Below are 21,001 nucleotides of genomic sequence, written 5' to 3'. Positions count from 1 at the left end.
CTCCATATGTCGAATGTATTTATCATTTTAGTGACCATTTCCAGAATGAAATCATTCTAAAATCATGCCCCTTCTCAAATATTTTCTCTATAATGTAATAGAGACATAAAAGTTATAATTACCTTCCATTATTGCTGTCCATGCATGAGGATTCCGGCATTCCGTTTGAAAGTCAGATGGAACCGTTGGAATGGGCCAAATTTATAATAAGGACCAGGTCTGAAAAGAACTACGCAAGTGCGTTCTCAATACTCTCAGCACAAGCCAACAAAGGATCGGTCGATGCGGAATTCTATCTCGGCCTGATATATTCGAGAGGCCAGGGGGTCAAAAAGGATCTTTCTGCGGCCAAACATTGGTTCGAGCTCGCATCAAAAGACGGCAATCTTGGCGCCATGTACTTCTTAGGAAAAATGTACAGCAAGGGATACGGGGTCGAGAAGAACATCAAAAAAGCCATTGAGCTTCTGAATACGCCGGCAACTATGGGCGACCCGCGCGCTCAATATGAACTGGGATTGATATACTTCGACGGCGGCGGCACAGAGAAAGATCTTCACGCCGCGGTCAGATGGTTCACATCTGCGTCTGAATCGGGACACTCGGAAGCACAGTTCGTGCTCGGACAGCTGTATAAAACAGGATACGGCGTTGAAAAGAATATCGATAAAGCCCTGAACTGGCTCACTTCCGCGGCAATGAACAGACACAGGGGCGCTCAGATCCTTTTAGGTAACATGTATGAAATGGGGGACGGTGTTCCCGTAGATAAGGATGAAGCGGAACGTTGGTATGCTATGGAAGATGCCGAAGTTATTTCAGCCCTCTGACCTTTCCGTCCTCGGTAAGATCCATCTTCATGGCGGCAGGGGTCTTCGACAGTCCCGGCATGAGTGTCATTGTACCGCAGATCGGAACGACGAACCCGGCTCCCGCCGACAAAGCCACTTCTCTCACATTGAGCTTCCAGCCTTTCGGTGCACCTTTAAGTTCAGCTACATCAGAAAGGGAGTATTGTGTCTTTGCAACACAAATTGGGAGTTTTCCATACCCTTTCTCCTCAAGGGTCTTAAGTGTACTCTCTGCCGCAACAGAAAATATCACTCCGTCCGCTCCGTATATCTTCTCCGCGATCGCCTCGATCTTATCCTTGAGCGGAACATCATCTGCGTACAGCATTTTGAATTTCGGTTTGACCTTTCCGATAACTTCCACAACTTTTCTGGCCAGTTCTTCCGCTCCTTTTCCGCCTTCCATGAAGGCATCGGATTGTACGCATTCCGCACCCAGATCCTTGCAGTGATCGCGCAGTATCTGCATATGCTCCGGATCGTCGAATGAGAAGTGGTTGATCGAAACGACCACAGGCACACCGTAGCTCTTGAGATTCTTGATGTGTTTGTCAAGGTTCGACAGGCCTCTTACCAGCGTCTCCTTTGTCAGGGTCTCGGGTTCTTCGAGCTTTCCTCCTCCGTGTGTCATCAGTGCCTTGATGGAAGCAACGATGACCACGCAATCGGGTGCTATCCCCGCCTGCCTGCAAACAATGTCCAGGAACTTCTCTCCTCCGAGGTCGGCGGCGAATCCCGCCTCCGTGACAGCATAGTCGCCGAGCTTCATTGCGTATTTGGTTGCGATCACACTGTTGTTACCATGCGCTATGTTCGCGAAGGGGAATCCGTGAATGAACACCGGTTGTCCTTCCAGCGTTTGGACGAGGTTGGGTTTGAGTGCGTCTTTGAGCAATATCATCATCGCACCGACGCATCCAAGGTCTTTGACGGTCACCATCTCGTTCTTGTATGTGTAAGCAACGACCATCTTCTCTAATCTCTCTCTGAGGTCGCTGTAACTGGTAGCAAGAGCAAGAATGGCAGATATCTCCGAGGCGGAAGTGATAAGGAATCCGCTCTCATGCATAACACCTCCGGAGGACCTGCTCCCCCCGAGGCCTACAATGATCTGTCTGAGCTCGCGGCAGTTCATGTCCATCGTTTTTTTCAGAACTATCCTCGACGGATCGATCATCAGAGGATTGTCTCTTACGAGATTGTTCTCCAGGATTGCTGACAGCAGATTGTGGGCAGATGAGACCGCATGTATGTCACCGGTGAAATGAAGGTCGATATCCCACATAGGATAGACCTGAGAGTAACCTCCCCCCGTCGCTCCCCCTTTAACACCGAACGTAGGGCCCATGGATGGTTCCCTGAGCGCGCCTACGACCTTTTTCCCTATATGGCTGAGACCTTGTATCAGGCCGATGGTCGTGACGGTCTTTCCTTCTCCTGCCGGAGTAGGGGTCACCGCTGTTACGACGATAAGTTTTCCGTTCTTGTTCTTATCGAACCTTGAGAGAACATCAAGCGGAATCTTTGCTATATACTTCCCATATTGTTCGATGTCCTCAGAGCTGAGACCTATAGATCTTGCGATTTCAATGATATTTTTTGCGTTGGCCGCTTCCGCAATCTGGATGTCATCCATCAATTGACTCACTGAGCACTGATTGCCTTATAATAAATAAATATGACACATATTATTGTGTATTGTTTGAAATGAAAGGATACGATTTCTACATATTCGACATGGACAACACGATAGTCGATTCCAGGAAAGGATACGAGGAAGCCTTCAAGGCAGGGTTCAAAGAGTTCGATATCCCTTATGAGCCTGCACTGTATAACGAATATGTCCGTTCTCCTTTAGAATACATCTTCTCAAGATATTATCCGAATTCACCGTGTAAATACAGAGATTTTGTATCAATTGTTTTGACTACCTATGAGAGGTCATACTTGAACGAAGTGAGATTGTTCCCCGATGCGGAAAGATGTTTGAACCGCCTCTCGAACGAGGGGAAGATAATGGGTGTTGTTTCAAACTCGTACACATCGCAGATAAGGGAGATCCTCTCAAGGCTTGGTGTATTGGAGCGGTTCTCATCTTTGGTCGGGTATGAAAGAGTGGCACTGCCGAAACCGGATCCGGAGCCGGTTTTGTTGTGTATGTCGGAGATGGGAGCCGGATCGGACAGATCCGTTATGATAGGTGACAGCGTCAATGATATTGCGGCCGGCAGGAGTGCAGGCCTTTTCACGGTTTTGATAAACAGAAACTGTGAGGATATGTCTTGTGACGAATGCGACCTTTTTGTCAGCAGTTTAGATGAGGTCTGAACATCTGGCATATGAGGATAGCACGTCTGGCATCGGTCGGAACGAACGACTACGAATTTCGTAATCTCAAAACCGAAATTTAAAAAATTAATCTGTCGGCTTAATTCTGATTTCGATTTTCGTAGCGCCATGGGAAATATATTTTATACGCGTGTGCGCTACCTCCGTATGATGGGATATGAAAGTCGGTATAGACCTGGGAACAACGTACTCTACAGTTGCAAGATATGACAAGAAAACATCTCGGCCCGAAGTGATCAACAACCAATTCGAAAAGGAGTTGACCCCCTCAGTAATTTGTTTCTTGGATAACGGAGAGATTTTGATCGGAGAAGATGCAAAAGACATGCAGGCTGGAGGCGCAGGCACAATTGCGGCGTCTTTCAAACGCGGCATGGGCGACAACAGTTTTACTGTTGAAGCAAATGGTAAGGTGTATACCGCAGAGGATCTTTCTGCGATGCTTCTCAAAAAGCTGATAACTGACGCGGAAGCGAAAGTAAAGGAGAAGATCGATTCTGTCGTAATCACCGTCCCGGCGTACTTCAACGACTTCCAGAGGACAGCGACCATTCGTGCAGGAGAAGCGTGCGGCGTTAAGGTGATGAAGATCATAAACGAACCCACATCCGCCGCCATATCCTATGGGTACACCAGAGAGTCCAACAAGACCGTGCTCGTGTACGATCTGGGCGGCGGGACGTTCGATGTGACGCTTGTAAAGATAAACAAAGGCAACATACAGGTCATAGGGACGGACGGCAACCACCTTCTCGGAGGAAAGGACTGGGATGCGACGATCGTTAAGTTCGCATGCGAACAGTTCCTTGAAGAGTTCGGCGTGGATCCGAGAGACGATGAGTCAGCAAAGAATGAGCTCATCGTTGCCTCGGAGAATTACAAAAAAGTTCTTACCAAATCAGACAGCGTAGCGATCCAGATAAAATATGAAGGCTATTCCGGGAAGTATGTATTGAGGAGAGAGCAATTCGATATGAGGACCCAGTTCCTCCTCAATGCGACTAACGATGTATGCATGAAATTGTTCAATGATCTGGGAAAATCCTGGAAAGATGTGGACGAGATCTTGCTTGTCGGAGGATCCACAAGGATGCCTCAGGTACCTAAATTCTTAGAAATGGTCTCAGGCAGACCTGTGATCGATCATGCCGACACCGACCTGGCCGTCGCAAAAGGCGCGGCAATTACAGCTGAGCTGTATTGCGGCACGCATACGGGGGTAAGAGAGGTTCAGATAGCAGATGTTACTGCCCACAGCCTCGGTGCTTTGGCTGAAAGTCCCGGAGGGGACAGATACATCAACGAGATAATGATCAAAAGGAACTCCAAAGTTCCGTCATCGGTCAAGAAGCCATTCAAGATAAGCCCCGGTAATCCGACAGATGTGATAGAGGTCTATACACTTCAGGGGGAGAGCAAGATCCCGCTGGACTGCTATGTTCTCGCAAAAGTCGTTATCACGGGATTCTACAACGACGGGAACGGCGCTTTGATAGATATCGAATATACCTACGACGAGAATGGTGTGGTAAAAGTGTCCGCTTATCAGGACGGAGAGCGTCTGGAGGTCGTTTCCGAGCCGGTTCCCGAGGATATATCGTGGATGGGCGGATCTCCGAGCGCCAACACTACCGGCGGCCCAGTAATGAAGAATGTGGTACTGTGCATCGATCTTTCAAGAAGTATGAGGAATTCCCTCGAAGAGGTAAAGAACCACATCCGTGACTTCGTTATCGCGGCAGCGGACGAGAACACAAAGATAGGTCTAATCGGTTTCGGCGACAAGGTCGGTATCATGAGAGACATGACCGGTGACACAAATACAATCATCACTGCTCTCGACAGCCTTAAGGTCAACGTGTATGGAAGAGGGACGGACGCAAGCCCGATGGGTACTGCGATGTCAATGATGGCCAACCGTCCCGGAGGCAAGATGATAGTCATTCTTACCGACGGCATATGGGGAAAGAGGGACTTTGCGGTAAGCGAAGCACTTTCCTGCAGGAATGCTAACGTGGCAGTTGTTGGTTTAGGAATTGGCGAGGCGGACATAAGCTTCCTGAAGCAGATATCTACGGTCGAAGAAGGCGCCATGTTCACCACGCTTGACCGTTTGGGCGAATCGTTCAGTAAGATAGCCAGAGCACTTAACTCAGGTTCAATGGGGATGCGTGAGAGCTCGGGTGAAAGCATGGGAAGGCTTGGTAGTGCAGAAGTCAAGGGAAGGCTCCGCTGAGGATGTGACCGATGGCCGAGGACAGAGAGAATTACTGTCGCCTGATAGGTCTGAATCCTCTCAAAGAGAGTACGTACACCTACGACGCGATAGAGAAGAAGATCGCCGCCAAAGAGGGCAAGTGGAAAAAAGAGAGTAAAGATAAACAGAACGATCTTGACCGCAGGTTCCTGATCGGCACATGGTTGGACATGGTGCCCGATATGTATCGCGTCATGAAGGATCCTGTCCTGAGGTCCAAAGAGTTTGAAGCGGGAAAGAAGATACTCAAAGCCAAGGCAACAAGGCTGAACAGGGATTCTATAATACTCCATGACGGAAACCGCATGCTTTTACCGGGCACCGCAGAGAACTTTATAAAAAAGCTCCAGTGGGACGGTGTAAGCAAGGACGACATGATCAATCTGGCAGGCATCAAGAACATCTCGGCAAAACCTGTGGTCAGCGACAAAGTGATATCTGCCTTCAAAGCGCTTCAGGATGTTCAATCTTTTACTCCGATGGACGTCCTCAATGACCTTATCGGGAACCAAGATCTCGAGATAAATATCAGCCCGCTTGACGAAGGCAGTTCTTTAACTCAGATAAGGGCATCCTTCGAAGCATGTGAAAAGAGAGTGGGCACCGTAAGACAAGAAGTGCTCCCCAATCAAGATTCGTACATCCAGACGTTAAGGTCGCTCAAACTCCTTCTCAGTTCCGATCATGAGCTTTCTAATCTTGTGAAATACGGTAAATGCATGAGAGTACTCGGCCCTGCAAAGCAGATGATGGACGAGGATTACGGCCAACCCTTCACAAGAGAATACATAGACGATATGATCAACAAGTTTGTCCGCAACACCAACATCGACCCGCAAATGGCGGTTGCCATATTGGAAGATTACTGCGTGAAGAAGAAATATCTCGCGAACTTCTCATCCAAAGAAAGCAAACTCACCACGTGCGTATACTGCGATGCTCTTGTCGAGACAGGCGATAATATAATGTGCTGCTCGGTCTGCGGAGCGAGCATAAAGACCAAGTGCCCCCAGTGCGGGACCGTGCAGACATCGGGGAACAAAGCATGCATAAAATGCGGATTTGATTTCCAGGATGGGTTCAATAAAGCGAAGGACCTCGAGAAGAAGTTCAGGATAGCAATGTCGTATGGGATGGTGGATGAGGCTGCTGACTGCATAGCGAAGATAGAGCGCATATACTCCACATATCCGGCAATACCCGGGATGAAGAATGATCTTAAGCCCCTTTCAGCAAAGTATGCGGAACTGATCAACTCTATCGACCTTCTTTACAAGCAAAGGAAGTTCTATGCACTCAGGAGCACAATAGACGATTCAAAACTGGATTTCACAAAGATATTGAACAACCCGGACATCGAAAGGAAGTACGATGAGGCGGTACAGAAGATAACCGAAGCGGACGGCATTTGCGGACGTGCGGCAGCATCGAAGGACCACAGCAACATCATGATGATGTATGTGACGGCGGTAGAGATATGCCCGGACCATCCTGTCGCCAAAGCAAAAATGAAGGAGCATCCTCCTGAATCGCCGGCAGATGCGACAGTTCAGGTGAGAGAAGGGAAAGCGCTGATAAAATTCGCGGTTCCCGAGGAAAGAACGGGCATGACCTTCTGCATATTCAGAGGAAAAGACTCCCTTCCGGTGGTCACAGATGATACTGTCCCGTTGACAGAGATACCCGGAAGCGTTTTCCTGGACAAGACCATGGACCCCGGCGTTGACGTTTATTATTCAATTTATTCGAAAAGGTGGGGGATACTTTCCAGAGAAGCAGCGTCATGCGGTCCTATAATGGTATTTAAAGAGGTCGAAAATGTAAGTATTGAACCCATCGAGGGCGGACTCCGACTGATCTATGAGAAACCAAAAGGCAGCTCGAAAGTGCGTGTATGGAGAAAAGAGGGCACATCTGCGGCCGGTGCGGGAGAGGAAGTAGAGATCATGCACGATGGCGGCAATGTAATCGATGATTATGGGTTGAAAGGAGGAGTGAAATACCACTATCTTTTCGTTGCCGAATACAAAAATAAAGGGCGCATCGAGAGATCGATGGGAAATGCTTTCTCATTCACAACCACAAAACTTCCGGAGCCAGTAAGGGACATGGAGATCAGATGGAACAAAGCTGACGGTTCATTCACGGCAAAATGGAAAGGAAAAGAGAAAGTGGTGCTCTATTCTTCCCCTAAAAAGGTCAACATGTTCGGAAGGACCGTCAGGGTCGATGACCTCAATGCATGGATGAAAGAGATACAACCTCTGGAGTCATACGAGAACGGAATGAGGTTCCTCCTGCCTGACGGCGCTGTGCAGTACATTTATCCGATGATACCGGCCGGAAAGGTGGCTGTCAGAGGAAAAGACATCATGGTTGCCAATCTGAAACCCTTCAGAGATGTTCTGAAGACCATGAGTGGAAACGACTGCGACATCACAATGACCTGGCCCAACGGTGCGGAAATGGCAGTGTTCGTGATAAAGGACTCATCCGTAGCGACCGGACCGGACGACATGGATGCAGAAAGGATAACGATCACCCGTGAAGGATACAACAAAGACAAGATGGTCAGGATACCCATGGGCAACTCTAAAAAAAGGGTCGTCACGATATATGCCATGTACGATGTTTCGGGAGAGAAGATGCCGTCCCGCGGTATGACGCTGGATATTTATTCCGGCGCCTCCAGCAAGGTCCGGTACTCCATGGCGGTCGAAGGAGAGTCGAATATGGGGACGAAGATCGCGCTCAGCATAACTGTTGAACATGGTGCAAAGGAACTCCCCCCCATAACGGCAGTGGCAGTCAAAGAAGGGATACCGCTTAAGATCAACGACGGAGAATCGATATGGTCCTCCATCAAGCCGATTCCACTCACATCTGGGAAGGCGGTCGTGACGTTCATTGTGAAAGACAAAGTAGACATCAACAAAACGAGGCTTTTCTTCCCCAAGGAAGAGGACTATAACGGGTTCAAATTCATACACCCGCTTAACAAGGAGAGATGAGAACATGGCAAAGAAACAGGAAATAGAAACACACCCCCACTCATCAAAATACACATGCCCTTTCTGCTTTGCCTCGGTAGATCTGAAAGACATACATTATCAGTGCACGAACCCGGCATGCACTAAGATGTTCCTGAGGGAACTTGATGAAAAGACCGCACGTAAGTACAGATCCAAAAATATAGACGAGGAGATAGACCCGGAGAACTCGATCTTCCTCGGGAAAGATCCGGCCGGCCTGTCGCCCGTGACAACGAAGTACCACATCATAAGGAATGCGTCGGGGATATGCGATATTTGTAAAAAACCGGTCTATAAAAGACTATGTCCGGGTTGCCACAACCCTATTCCGCAGGGAGCGGAGGAAGAAGGGAGTACCGTATTCGTAGTGTTGGGGCCGAAAGGTGTAGGAAAAAGCCATTACATCGCAGTGCTGATAAATCAACTGAGGAACTCATTCTCTCCGGAGTTCGGAGCCACAATGAGTCCCGCCACCGACCGTACTACTCTGAAGTACAGAGACATGTATTACAAGAGACTGTTCGAAGAAGGAAGGAAACTTTCGCCGACTCTCTCTTTCGAACAAAGCAGAGAATCAAGGGAGCCGATGATATATTATCTCAGGTTCCTGGGCGGGGATTCTCCCCGTGTGTATACACTGGCGTTCTTCGACACTGCCGGGGAGGATATGGACTCCACGAACAAGATGATGAGTCTGAACCTAAATTCATTCATATCAAGGGCATCAGGCATCGTGTTCCTTGTCGATCCGCTCCAGATACCTTACATCAACAACAGGATACGCATGGACAACAAGCCCCCCGTCGGAGCAAACGTTGCCAACATGCTTTCCGATATCACAAACATAATAAGAACGAACAATTCCATGAGAATGAAAGAACAGATACAGATACCGCTGGCGGTTGTTCTCACAAAGGCCGATGTTCTCATGAAAGCCCCCGAGAATGATGAAGAGAGCAGCATACTGTTCGGCCCCAACTCATCACTGAACATTGAGAGAGAGAAAGGAAAGTTCGATAGGACCAATTTTGAACAGATAAGTGCCGAGATCGAGGAATATATGCGCAGAGCAGTGTCAAAGGGTTTTATACAGACCGTCAAGGAGTTCAAGGAACACTCGTATTTTGCGGTATCGGCACTCGGCAGCAACCCTACGGGAAATGTTCTGACCAGAGGAATATCCCCAATGCGCGTCGAAGACCCATTCATATGGCTTCTGAACTGTGAGAGTCTGGAGGAGAAGAAAAGATGACCGAGAAGAAGATATCCAACAAGACCGCCAAATTAAAGAACTTCCTAGTCACAGGTTCCGTTGACACAAAAGGCGATGAACGTGAGCTTGGCGAGGGAGAAAAGCCTCAGAAAGAAGCGTACATTGCTGAAGGACCGCAGGAAGCCGAGTTATTTTTCGAAAAAGAGACAATTGTCATCGAAGATGTGACCGAGGAACCGTTACAAGAGGAGCCTCCCGCGTCTGTGATCCCCCCGGCATGCGTTCCGCAGCCGGAGGCGCAGCCTCCCGCCGCAGAAGCCGGCACCGCAGCTGAACAATCCAATGCCGGTGTGATACAAAGACCCGAACCGTCAAACTATGATAGGATCTGCGAGCTGGAAAAAAAGATCGAGAATCTGACATCTGAGTTGGGAAAATACACAACAACAAAAGATCAACTGAAGGAATACTCTGCGGTCGTGAGCAGAAGGGACACCGAACTTGCCAACAGAAAGTTCATAGGCATGCTCGAGCAGCTGTCTGCAATGAGAGAGGATTTCTTCAAACTTTGCGCGGGAATTAACACTAAGCTGGACAGTTTCTCAGCAAAGGATGTGCTGAGTTCGTTCGAAGCGTACGGTGTTGATATGGAGAATATCCTGATAGACTGCGGCGTGCAGATCGGGCCCAGCAAGTTCGATAAACTGAACACAATGAACCAAAGAATCGTCGATGTCATACCCACCGGCGATGAAGTAATGAACGGTATGATAGCAAAGAGGGTGTCGGACGGGTACGTGTACCAAGGACGCGTTCTCTTGAAAGAGAAAGTAGTGATCTACAGATATTCTGGAAATGGAAATGGAAAAGCAGAAGGAGATGAGGAAAAATGAGCAATGAATATGTGATCGGAATCGACCTCGGTACGACTTACTCGTGCCTTGCGTACATAAACGAAGACGGAGACCCGGTAGTTGAGAAAAATTTTGAGCAGGAGGACACAACGCCCTCGGTCATACTTTTCAATGAGAACGGAGAGATAATAGTCGGTTCGCCCGCAAAAGACATGGCGATAATGTATCCATTGGAAAGGGTCGTTACAGCCATAAAGAGACAGATAGGCACCGACTATGAAGTGGACATCGACGGGGACAAGTATACTCCCGTTACATTATCCGCAGCGATACTCAGGAAAATGATCAACGATTTCAATGACAACCACGGCGTTGAAGTAAAGAGAGCGGTGATCACCTGTCCCGCATACTTTGGGCAGAATGAAAGGGATGCAACAAAAACCGCAGGAAAGGTCGCCGGCCTCGAGGAAGTGACCATAATCAACGAGCCTACCGCAGCAGCGATCGCATTCGGATTCGGCGCAGGCGGAGGGGAGAAGAAAAGGGTCATGATCTATGACCTGGGTGGCGGAACGTTCGATGTTACCATTCTGGATATAAACGGCAATGCATTCACTGCGGTTGCCACCGACGGAGAAAGACTCCTCGGAGGAAAGGACTGGGATCAGGTACTGATTAAGCTGATCAAACAGAAGGTATGTGAGGAGAACGGCATCGACGGAAGCGAGCTCGAGGATGACGACGACGTGAAACAGGCACTGATACTAGATTCGGAGACGATCAAGAAGAGGTTATCATCCGCAGAGTCCACGAAGGGAACGCTCACGGTCGGAGGAAAGAAAGCTGTCTATACAATTACGAGAGCGGAATTCGAGGCTGCCACCGCACCTCTTATGCAGACCACAATTGAAATAATAGGCAGGGTCCTTGCGGCAAAGAACTTTACAATGAAAGACATCGACGACCTCATCCTGGTAGGAGGTTCCTCAAGGATGCCTCAGGTAAAGAACGGCATCTCTAAAAAATATCCGGAGGCAAATGTCAGGGTGTTCGATCCGGACCAATCGATAGCAAAAGGCGCGGCGATATTCTCGAAGTCCCACAACTGGGTAGGCGCGGACGAGGTGGCGGCAGCAGTTGCTGCAGGAAAGACGATCGTTCCCAAAGAGGGAGAGATCACCGTCCATAACGTTCTGAGTAAATCATTCGGTATCAAGGCGCAGTACGATGACGGAAAAGAGATGATATCCAACATTATCTTCAGGAACAAGGTCCTTCCCATCGTACAGACCAAGACATACTACCCCATCGAAGACGGGCAGACCTCCATCAAGGTGGAGATATTCGAGAACTCGGCATCAGACAACGACGAGGGAAAGAGGATCGAGCTCATAGATGGATACAGCGTCGGAGAATTCGAGATGGATCTTCCAGTAGGTGTCAACAGAAGCACCCCGATCACGGTAAAATTCGTCGCAACGGATGAAGGTATACTGGTTGCGCATGTGGATTGTATGTCCCAGCACGCTGAGTATCAATTACAGAACAAACTCCAGATGTCCGACTCCGAGATCAAAGATTCTCAGGGACTTATGGAGAAGGTCACAACAGGGAACTGAACAAACCGGGGGCATCGCCCCTTTTTTTCAAACCTATTCAAACCCTTTCATTTTTGTGAAAATAAAGTTTTACTTCAGGCCTAATTGTCTGTACAGCTCTTCTCTTTCTTTTTTCGAAATATCTCTGTAGCGCCCTTCCTTAAGGTCGCCCAAAGTGATGTTGACAACCCTCATCCGTTTCAGATTCTTTACTTCATAACCCAGCTGTTCGCACATCCTTCTTATCTGCCTGTTTAATCCCTGTTTCAGTATTATTCTGAACTCTCTGGGACCTTCGGACTCGACAAAGCATTTCTTTGTCACCTTACCGTCATCCAGCAGCACTCCGTTTGACATCTTTTGGATGAACTCCGCAGTCAGGTTCTTGTTGACCTTCACCAGATATTCTTTCTCGTGCTCGTTCTTCGAACGCATTATTCGGTTCGCAAGGTCGCCGTTGTTCGTCATAAGGAGGAGCCCTTCGGAATCTTTGTCCAGCCTTCCGATGGAGAATATCCTTTTCGGATAGCCGAGGTAGTCAATGACATTGTTCTCATCATTCCTGTCGGAAGTCGAGGTCACGCCCATAGGTTTGTAGAATGCGAGGATTATGTCCTCCAATACCCTCTTTACTTCTTTGCCGTCGACACATACTTTGTCGTCATCGAATACTTTATCGCCGAGGACCGCCGTCCTTCCGTTGATAGTTACTCTCCCATCTTCGATGATCTTATCGGATCCCCTTCTTGATGCGGTACCCGCTTCGCTGAGGAACTTGTTGATCCGTATCCCTTCCGTTCCATCCTCGTCTCCGGCCATATCAGACGGTAATGGGGCTGGTATTTTTAACCTATTGTTCATTCGGTATTCGGGGGAACGTTGTGTTCGGAAAAAAGAGAACGGGATCGGTCATAAAGACACAGCATCTCAAATTACATTGGGATACAGAGGACCCATTCGTCTTTGTTTCACATCACGAAGATGATTATCCGAAAGGGAATGCTCAGCAGGCACCGCCGCTGAGTGAGATCGGAGGAAGGAATCTCGGAAGGGACTACAAGAAGATCTACGGTTTCCGAATGTACAACGGCAAAGTGGTGCCCGGATTCCCGATGCATGCGCATTGGGGATACGAGACCGTGACTATTCCCGAATTGGGGTTCATCGATCATTTTGATTCATTAGGTAACGAGGGAAGATTTGGTTTCGGAGACATCCAATGGGTCTCTGCGGGGAGCATGTACCTGCACGATGAGATGTATCCTCTTGCTTATGACGATCGCAGGAATCCAAATAATATTACTCAAATTATGATAAACCTGCCATTGAAGGATAAAGGCTCGGAACCTGAGGTCAGGACGCTTTGGTCCGAGAACATCCCGATCGTAAATGGAAAAGACGGGTCTGGTAAAGAATATTCTGTCAAGATAATTGCCGGGAGCTTTGAAGGAAAACATGCTCTCCCGCCGAACAGCATATCCTGGGCAGCGGACAGGAAGAACAACGTCAGGATATTGCTTATAAAGATGTCTCCCGGGTCAAGTATGACACTTCCTGCTGTCTCTCCGACGATAAACAGGAATCTTTACTTCACAGAGGGAAGTACCGTTAAGTTCGACGGTGAGGAATTAAAAGTTTCACAGAGGTTCAAACTCAAGGGTGAGGAGGATATTACCTTTACGAACGGGGACTCCGACGGGATATATTGGCTTCTTGAAGGAGAACCGATCGGCGAGAAGATGTCATCTTTCGGGCCCGTCATTCTGGATAATGACAAGAGCGTAAGGGACGCTATGAACTATATAAGAAAAAACGAGTTTGAAATGTGGCCTTGGGATCTGATAGACAAATTCCATCCCAAAGGAACGGAAAGATTCATCAGGTTCTCCGACGGAAGAGAGGAGAGACCCCCCCTATGAAATTCATTTTAATTTATTCTTCAGATCCTCGTCATTCTCTGAAAGTATCCACAGGAACGGCTCCATCGCATTGTTATCGTTTCCCAAAGAGGCAACCTTGAAATATTTCACATTCGCAAATGCGGATTGAGCGATATCGACGACCATCCCGTGGCTGTACTTGTTGAGGAATGCTGCGGGGGTAGCCTCGGCATCCACTGCCGCTTTGATCTTTGTTTCATCCATCCTCGTCAGCACGATTGCAAAAGGAACAGACGATTTGACGGCAGGGCCATACCCATTGATCTCGGTATACATGTGGTAAAACGACTCCAAGGCCGCAAGGGGGGTATTCTTAGAACCTTTTGTCGGCGACTGAGAGTGGTGAAGCGCCATTACCTCAAGCGGATCTATTGCGAATATGATCCCGTCGTTGTATCTGTAGTATTCCTCGAAAAGGTTCTTTTCGTTGTCCGGCTGGAATTCTATCCCCGAAATGTCATTTATTACGATCTGCTTTTCCGGGAGGTCTCTGGATCTGAGGAAGAAATATTGGGAGTCAAGTTCCCCCGTCTTTGTCGGCATGATGTTGGTTTTTTTGCGCTGTGCGTTGACAGAAACGCCGTCAGTGATAACATCGGTAACAATACCCCTGTCCTTGGCCAGAGCTGAAATGGATTCAACCGCCGATACCATCATGGTGGTCTTTCCAGAACCGACAGAGCCCACCATTGATATTACGATGGGTTTTGCTTCATGTGTAATTATGCCTCCCCCGCAGTGAGGACACACCATCTGCAGCTTTGCCCTTATTCCATCCTTGTTTGTGCTGGGTATAATGTGGCCGTTGTTGCACGCATGGGTCTTGATCCCATGTTCGTTCGGCACCGGGTATGAAAGGACAAGGCCGCACTTACATTTGACATTCGGCCGATCGAAGTTCCTCTTACACTTCGGACATATGGCGTATTGGGTGTCCTTTTCATATTGTTCACGGTCCTTCTTCGCAGCCATCTTTATGCCTGCGGTCATAGCAACCCATACGATCGCAAAAAGGACTATCAATATCACATCTGCTATCACCGCGAAGGGAAACATGAAAGGTATGAGTATTATCGGAATGATCACAGGCACTTTCTTCATTTGCCAGAACCATGTAAGCGAGTTCCATGGCATCATCAGACACCATAGGAATGCTTTCGGCCTGTGTGTGAAAAGATATTCCTGAGGATCATCTTCTCCGCCTTTAAGATCCCAAGTCGGTTTTGATGCAAAACCCACTATTACGAACACGAGTCCGAGAACCAACAATGCGGTAGCGGTAAGGCTGTCGTTTTCGACCCCGATGAGTGTCCAAAGCGGATCCAATAATCCTATGAGCGGATCCATTGCGAACGAAAAAATCGAAATCGAAAATATCTTAACACCTACATCCAACACTCTAGTGAAAATGAATGAGATGATAACGTAAAACAAGGCAATCCCTATTAGGGTTCCCATCAATGCCCGATTTGTATTGTTCATTACTGCCGTATTAGACTTAGGAAATAAATCATTTTCTGATATCCCAGACAAACAACATATAAACCATTGACGCACTACCATATTTATGGTAAAGCAGGTCAGTGCGGCACATATCCTTGTAAAGACAGAGAAAGAAGCCAAAGATCTTAAAGAAGAGATACTGAAAGGAAAGAGTTTTGCAGATGTGGCTAAGAAATCTTCCACCTGCCCGTCCGCGAAGAAGGGCGGGGATCTGGGATGGTTCGGCAGAGGGCAGATGGTCAAGCCCTTCGAAGAAGCGGCGTTCAATGCAAAAAAAGGCGATCTGGTCGGCCCGGTAAAAACAGAGTTCGGGTGGCATTTGATACAGATCAAAGATCAAAAATAAACCGGGGGAAGAATAAATGAGTTTTTTTGACAGATTCAAAACGAAAGAAGAGAAACCTAAAAAAAAGGATGAGCCCAAGAAGGATGTAAAGGTTGAGAAGAAGGAAAAAGAGGCTGCTTGGGCAGCATCTAAAGAAAAACCAATAGAGAAAGCTGAAGATAAACCTGTTGAAGAAAGCAAACCTGCTGAGAAAACTGAGAAACCAGCCGACGAACCCAAAAAGAAATCCGTTAGAAAACCAAAGGAAGAATCAAAAGTGGCAGAAAAGAAGAAGACAGAAACAAAGAAATCGGACACAAAGACTTGGCACATAACGAAAAGAACAGATGGGATGTGGCAGGTAAAAGCACAGGGCAATGAGAGGGCCACGAAGCTCTTTAAGACAAAGGCTGAAGCTGAAGAATATGTAAAAATACTCGTGGCCAATAACGAAGGATCCAAGGTCATAAAACATAAAAAGACCGGAGAATTCCAGAAAAAATAATGTGGGATCATTCCAACATATTAACTCCCATTTCCCAGATATTGGAAATTGGGGTTGTTTGAAAATACACATTTTGTCTGCCAGCAGTCAAAATATCTGTTTTTATTTTTGTAAAATGAGAAAGATTGATATTCATATAAGTTATTACAGTTATTGAAGGGGTGATAATGATGGCAGCAGCACCTAAGAAGGATGACAAAAAGAAGGCACCAGCACCGAAGAAGAAATAAGACCATCATAAGTCAATTATTCTAAACCTCTTGATTCTTTCCACCTTTTTCCAAAAACAAAGACGAGGTATATGTTGTACGTCCGGGTAATGTTATATGCAGACAAAACGCAGGATCGTATACAAGAATAAAGATTGATATTCATATATGACGTTACGGCTTTTGAAGAGGTGATAATGTGGCAGCAGCACCTAAAAAAGATGACAAAAAGAAATGTGGAACGAAAGCACCCGCACCGAAGAAGAAATAAGACCATCGTCTTTTTTTTTGAAACTTCTTTTTTTCTTTCCCGCAGTTTCAGCTCATTAGTTCTCACAAAAAGAATGAACCATCGGAACGGCACAGCCGTCCGATAGTGGAAAAGAAGTTTCGTTAATTGCCTGTTGTCCGCTCTACGGGGTAGAGCCAGCTGAATAGTCCGGCTGCGATCAAAGCACCGATTATTGCTGCTATAATGTAATATACAGCCGTTAGTGGTGCGATCCCATCCTGCGACTGCGCGAACATTCTGGCAATGTCCACTGCAGGGTTAGCGTAGAATGTGCTGGCGGTGACCATAATAAGACCACCGACCGTGGCCGCTACGGCCAGCGAGGTCTTCTTCGACCCGCTTCTGATGCATCCGAACACTACTGCTACAAGCAGGAATGTACACAGGATCTCCGAAACTACAAGGTAGCTGCTTCCGAGAGCATTATCGCTTACCTGTAGTACTGTGTCGACACCGCTGCCTATGAAAGAGATGTTGAGGAGAAGTACCCCTACAAAACCTCCGAGGATCTGGGCGATCACGTAAAATGCACCCGTCGATATCTTTGTTTCCCTCGTTGCAACCATCGCAAGGGTCACTGCCGGGTTGAAGTGACCGCCTGAGATCTTCCCAAGAGCCTCAAGCATCGCAAACAACACAAGGAAACCCGCTATACCCTGAACAAGGGCATTGAATATTGTACCCTCGACTTCAAATTTCAAATTCACAAGCATTACTGAGCCGATCACCGCTATGATCAGGCCCATGGTCCCGAGGAACTCGGCAACCATTTTTCTAGGAAGGTCATTTTCGCATCCCATGATTCAGAATAATGATTCTTCTATTTAATTTTAATAATGCCATCCAATTAAACACTCAAAAAATAGCTTACCCAGCCGGGAATAGTGGGCCCGATGCGATTTGAACGCATGACCTCCCGGTTATCAGCCGGGCGCTCCAGCCGATCTAAGCTACGGGCCCTCAAATCACTCGAATAAGGCCATACAATATAAACCTTGCCAATGAGTTTTTTAACTGGGTTTGTTGATAAAGTATCAGTGCATACGGAGGTAATATGACCAAGACATTCGAAGAAGTACAGGATCTGATCCCAAAGAAAGAATTCTTCATTTTGACGGCCGTACTGATCTCGACAAGTATTTTCATATTTATATGCACGTTCGTTGAGTCTCTGAACATGCCTGTATGGGCGTTTCCCATAACGACTGTGACATTCGCAGCGATCATCATCTTCTGCTTTTTTGTAAAGCTAAAGATATCGATCGAGGGCGAAGTGATCAGCATAATGTTCATCAAATCTTATGCGATCAAATTCGAGGAGATCATCGACTACAAAGTGGGTGATCTGAATATAATGCGCAATTACAGCGGATGGGGCATAAAGAAAGTCACCTTCAGGAACCTTGTGTGTTTCGGATATGATAGCGGAATCTCTCTTAAGCTGACGGGAAGGAAGGTAATGACGATATCCCTATCAAATCCCGAACAGTTCGCTTCTCTGCTGCCTGTGCCTCAGCAGAGTTGATTGTAAGTATTATTAAGCGAGATAACATCGGTTGTTCATGCAGGGTACGTTCCATTGGCTCAGGGTAAACATTTTCTGTTATGCCACTGAGAACGAGGAACTTATCCATGAGAAGACGGCAGAGCTGCTTGGCACCGACGAGTTCGAATGCGATGTCGCCGACAGCGAACACGGCAACAAGATAATCATTCTAAGCGCAGAGCTTTCCAAACAGAGGGATATCGTACCGATATTCACAAGGCTCGGGAAGGATGTTATCGACGAGCTCAGAGAGCGTCTTGATGAAAAGATAGATGAAGACTGTGTCCTATTCATGAGGCTGGATAAACAGGAACTTGTGCAGGGAAGATACGTGATCGCCAGCCATGGGGATGTGTTGTCGATAGCAGGCAAGATAGTGTCCCACCCTGCGAGGAAAGAGATAGCAAAAACAAAAATGACCGAATTCCTCAATTCTCTGGTAATTCCTGACACGTGGTGCCATCTTCCTTAATGGTGCATATCCTAACTTCCTTTATGCGGCGGCTTTTCATTGATCTGACGACTATTCTGCAGTTCTCAAGTTCTATCTTATCGCCCCTCTTAGGCACACCATTAATGTTTTGGTGCACAAAGGCATTTATGGATTGGCCTTTCAGGTCGCCCGCGTCGAATTCTATTCCTAACCTGTTCATTATCTCAGATATGTTGGCCTCACCCGGAACCGTATAACTCCCATCTTTCTCTTTATGAATGGGATATACGGCCTCATCGCCTTCGTCCCAAATATCTCCGACAAGTTCCTCGAGGATGTCCTCCATCGTAACAAGGCCGAGAGTTCTTCCGAAGTTGTCCAAAACGATCGCCATATGTATGTGCGTTTTCTGGAGATCACTGAGCAACGCAGCTATACTGGTGCTCTCGGGAACGAATTTTACAGGCATGATTATATCATTCAAGGTGAACGGCTCGCCGCTGACATATCTGGAGAAGAAATCCTTTGTATGGATAGCGCCTATGATGCGGTCGACAGACTTATCGAATACGGGTATTCTGGAGTATTCCGACTCCAGGAACAGTTCTTTGACCTCCTCTATATCAGCTTTGAGATTGACAGCTGTGATGTTCGATCTGGGAGTGTACATCTCCGACACCTTGATGTCATCGAACTGCATCGCAGATTTGATCAATTCTCCCTCACTTCTTTCCAATGCGCCCTCTTCCGTCACTTCATCGATCATGACGTGGAGTTCGTCTTCTGTAAAGGATGGGATGTCTTCGGAATCGTTCTTTGCGTTCTTCGAAAGGAAGTTCGTGAGTTTTATGAAGACCCAAGTTATAGGCAGGACGATCGTCATCACCGTGTACAATGATCCCGCAAGCCGCAGGGAATAGCGTTCTGCATTCCTCTTCGCCAACGTTTTTGGGATCACTTCCGCGAATGTCAATATTATCATCGCTGTCACAATGGTTGCGACGACCACACCCATCGCCGCACCGAAAAGTTCGGAGAACAGCATCGTTCCCAGCGAAGATATGGCTATGTTCACAACAGTGTTGCCGACGAGTGCGGTCGTCAGGAGCCTGTCGTAGTCCTCGTATATCTTGAGGGCCTTGTCGGCGTTCTTACGGCCCTCGTAGACGAGGTTCTTGACCCTAATGGCGTTCATGCCTGTATAGGCTGTCTCCGAACATGCGAAATAAGCGGAGACCCCGACTAGAACCACCATCAATATTGATATGAGTATCAGGAACAACGGATCCATCATTACACCGTTCAGGCCGAAATGAATTTTTCTTTTATTCAAGTGGCCTTGTTAAACATTCTATTCAAAACAAGAATATAAATGTTTATGAAGCAAAGAAAGTTAAAAAATGAAATTGTTTTTAAAAAGTTTGAGCTAATCGTGTTGTTCAAAGCATTGCTTTCTTGACATCCGGTGAGAAACACAGGACAAGTGCCATCAGGAATGCGATGAACATACAGATGCCAACGATGAGTAACCCTAATGCGCCGTCTGCGTTAAGGTCAAGGCTCAGTAGTGCAAGAAGCTCCATTATTGCCAATACAATGAATGCAATAATCAATATGATCCACAGGATCTTACTGAGGACATTCTTGTTCTTTCCTGCGATCTTGTTTCCGACCCACAGAATGAGACATCCTATTATCAGTTGGATTATGAATGCAACAAGCGTACCGCTTATTGTGAAGTCTTCCGGACCGACAATTACTCCGATCAAGTCCAGTATCGCTTTCACAATTATGATCAGACCGAACACCCTTACGAATATCCTAAGTGCCGCAGATCCGTCGCTTGCTTTGCGGATATTGATTCCGCACCAAAGCAGACCTATTCCTACTACCAGTGCTCCGATTGCCTTTAGGACCTGGGGGAGAAGATTATCGAGACCATTGATCTCCATGACAGCTGTTATGGCTGCCACGATTCCTCCTATCAGGCTTATTATACCCGCGATTATTATCACGAGTCCCATAGTTTTTGTGTTGCCAAAGAATGACATAAATTGTGTGAGTGAATTTCAGGTATTTATATTATATTGATAA

At 47.2% G+C, this 21,001-nt stretch carries 18 protein-coding genes and 1 tRNA gene; 12 read left to right on the top strand and 7 right to left on the bottom strand.

Annotated features, from left to right (window positions below):
* Positions 1 to 140 precede the first annotated feature (140 nt).
* On the top strand, positions 141 to 830 hold the full coding sequence (locus Mpt1_RS03205) for a tetratricopeptide repeat protein (protein WP_238603148.1): 690 nt from the start codon (positions 141 to 143) through the stop codon (positions 828 to 830).
* Here Mpt1_RS03205 and Mpt1_RS03200 read toward each other — a convergent pair.
* On the bottom strand, positions 814 to 2,490 hold the full coding sequence (locus tag Mpt1_RS03200) for a formate--tetrahydrofolate ligase (protein ID WP_148305870.1): 1,677 nt from the start codon (positions 2,488 to 2,490) through the stop codon (positions 814 to 816). The two genes, Mpt1_RS03205 and Mpt1_RS03200, sit on opposite strands and share 17 nt — an antisense overlap.
* 68 nt (positions 2,491 to 2,558) lie before the next feature.
* Here Mpt1_RS03200 and Mpt1_RS03195 point away from each other — a divergent pair, with 68 nt between their 5' ends.
* The 6 genes from Mpt1_RS03195 to Mpt1_RS03170 all read left to right on the top strand — a co-directional run bounded on the left by Mpt1_RS03195 (position 2,559) and on the right by Mpt1_RS03170 (position 12,175).
* Positions 2,559 to 3,179: an HAD family hydrolase gene (locus Mpt1_RS03195; RefSeq protein ID WP_048112077.1), complete on the top strand. Its 621-nt coding sequence runs from the start codon at positions 2,559 to 2,561 to the stop codon at positions 3,177 to 3,179.
* Positions 3,180 to 3,357: 178 nt separating this feature from the next.
* Complete coding sequence (locus Mpt1_RS03190; protein ID WP_048112075.1) at positions 3,358 to 5,436, top strand: Hsp70 family protein; 2,079 nt, start codon at positions 3,358 to 3,360, stop codon at positions 5,434 to 5,436.
* An 11-nt stretch (positions 5,437 to 5,447) separates the two neighbouring features.
* Positions 5,448 to 8,468, top strand: coding sequence for a zinc ribbon domain-containing protein (locus Mpt1_RS03185; protein ID WP_048112073.1), 3,021 nt, complete (start codon positions 5,448 to 5,450; stop codon positions 8,466 to 8,468).
* A 4-nt stretch (positions 8,469 to 8,472) separates the two neighbouring features.
* A complete protein-coding gene (locus Mpt1_RS03180; protein WP_048112071.1) occupies positions 8,473 to 9,741 on the top strand; it encodes a TRAFAC clade GTPase domain-containing protein in 1,269 nt (422 codons plus the stop codon).
* Positions 9,738 to 10,595, top strand: a complete 858-nt coding sequence (gene grpE, locus Mpt1_RS03175; protein WP_048112069.1) for a nucleotide exchange factor GrpE — start codon at positions 9,738 to 9,740, stop codon at positions 10,593 to 10,595. Before Mpt1_RS03180 ends, grpE begins: the two co-directional genes overlap by 4 nt.
* Positions 10,592 to 12,175, top strand: coding sequence for an Hsp70 family protein (locus Mpt1_RS03170; RefSeq protein ID WP_048112067.1), 1,584 nt, complete (start codon positions 10,592 to 10,594; stop codon positions 12,173 to 12,175). The genes grpE and Mpt1_RS03170 overlap by 4 nt, the downstream gene beginning before the upstream one ends.
* A 69-nt stretch (positions 12,176 to 12,244) precedes the next feature.
* Here the strand turns inward: Mpt1_RS03170 and Mpt1_RS03165 are convergent, their stop codons facing one another.
* Positions 12,245 to 12,973 carry a pseudouridine synthase gene (locus tag Mpt1_RS03165; RefSeq protein WP_048112065.1) on the bottom strand — a complete coding sequence of 243 codons (729 nt, stop codon included), beginning with the start codon at positions 12,971 to 12,973 and terminating at the stop codon, positions 12,245 to 12,247.
* Positions 12,974 to 13,035: 62 nt separating this feature from the next.
* Between Mpt1_RS03165 and Mpt1_RS03160 the strand changes: the two genes are divergently transcribed.
* Complete coding sequence (locus Mpt1_RS03160) at positions 13,036 to 14,073, top strand: pirin family protein (RefSeq protein WP_048112063.1); 1,038 nt, start codon at positions 13,036 to 13,038, stop codon at positions 14,071 to 14,073.
* A gap of 3 nt (positions 14,074 to 14,076) precedes the next feature.
* On the opposite strand, the gene Mpt1_RS03155 is transcribed toward Mpt1_RS03160, so the two are convergent.
* Entirely contained in the window at positions 14,077 to 15,441 is a 1,365-nt protein-coding gene (locus Mpt1_RS03155) for a GTPase domain-containing protein (protein ID WP_148305816.1), read from the bottom strand.
* Positions 15,442 to 15,661: 220 nt separating this feature from the next.
* Here Mpt1_RS03155 and Mpt1_RS03150 point away from each other — a divergent pair, with 220 nt between their 5' ends.
* A complete protein-coding gene (locus Mpt1_RS03150; RefSeq protein WP_048112060.1) occupies positions 15,662 to 15,943 on the top strand; it encodes a peptidylprolyl isomerase in 282 nt (93 codons plus the stop codon).
* A gap of 16 nt (positions 15,944 to 15,959) precedes the next feature.
* Complete coding sequence (locus Mpt1_RS07265; RefSeq protein ID WP_052399265.1) at positions 15,960 to 16,427, top strand: DUF2188 domain-containing protein; 468 nt, start codon at positions 15,960 to 15,962, stop codon at positions 16,425 to 16,427.
* A gap of 602 nt (positions 16,428 to 17,029) precedes the next feature.
* Here the strand turns inward: Mpt1_RS07265 and Mpt1_RS03140 are convergent.
* A complete protein-coding gene (locus tag Mpt1_RS03140) occupies positions 17,030 to 17,728 on the bottom strand; it encodes an MIP/aquaporin family protein (RefSeq protein ID WP_048112058.1) in 699 nt (232 codons plus the stop codon).
* 85 nt (positions 17,729 to 17,813) lie between these two features.
* Positions 17,814 to 17,888 (bottom strand) — tRNA-Ile (locus Mpt1_RS03135).
* A 94-nt stretch (positions 17,889 to 17,982) separates the two neighbouring features.
* Between Mpt1_RS03135 and Mpt1_RS03130 the strand changes: the two genes are divergently transcribed.
* Positions 17,983 to 18,453 (top strand): hypothetical protein, encoded by a 471-nt coding sequence (locus Mpt1_RS03130; RefSeq protein ID WP_048112056.1) that lies wholly within the window; start codon positions 17,983 to 17,985, stop codon positions 18,451 to 18,453.
* A 37-nt stretch (positions 18,454 to 18,490) separates the two neighbouring features.
* Positions 18,491 to 18,946, top strand: coding sequence for an RNA-binding domain-containing protein (locus tag Mpt1_RS03125; protein ID WP_048112054.1), 456 nt, complete (start codon positions 18,491 to 18,493; stop codon positions 18,944 to 18,946).
* Here Mpt1_RS03125 and Mpt1_RS03120 read toward each other — a convergent pair.
* Together Mpt1_RS03120 and Mpt1_RS03115 are read right to left on the bottom strand one after the other, a co-directional pair.
* The gene (locus tag Mpt1_RS03120; protein WP_202965159.1) at positions 18,903 to 20,240 is read right to left on the bottom strand and encodes a hemolysin family protein; all 1,338 of its coding nucleotides are present in this window, start codon (positions 20,238 to 20,240) and stop codon (positions 18,903 to 18,905) included. The two genes, Mpt1_RS03125 and Mpt1_RS03120, sit on opposite strands and share 44 nt — an antisense overlap.
* Positions 20,241 to 20,346: 106 nt before the next feature.
* The gene (locus Mpt1_RS03115) at positions 20,347 to 20,931 is read right to left on the bottom strand and encodes a hypothetical protein (protein ID WP_148305815.1); all 585 of its coding nucleotides are present in this window, start codon (positions 20,929 to 20,931) and stop codon (positions 20,347 to 20,349) included.
* Positions 20,932 to 21,001 lie beyond the last annotated feature (70 nt).

It is taken from the genome of Candidatus Methanoplasma termitum (assembly GCF_000800805.1).
Classification (GTDB): domain Archaea; phylum Thermoplasmatota; class Thermoplasmata; order Methanomassiliicoccales; family Methanomethylophilaceae; genus Methanoplasma; species Methanoplasma termitum.
Note: the sequence above shows the minus strand (reverse complement) of the source record. Positions and strands in the feature narration are given on the sequence as shown.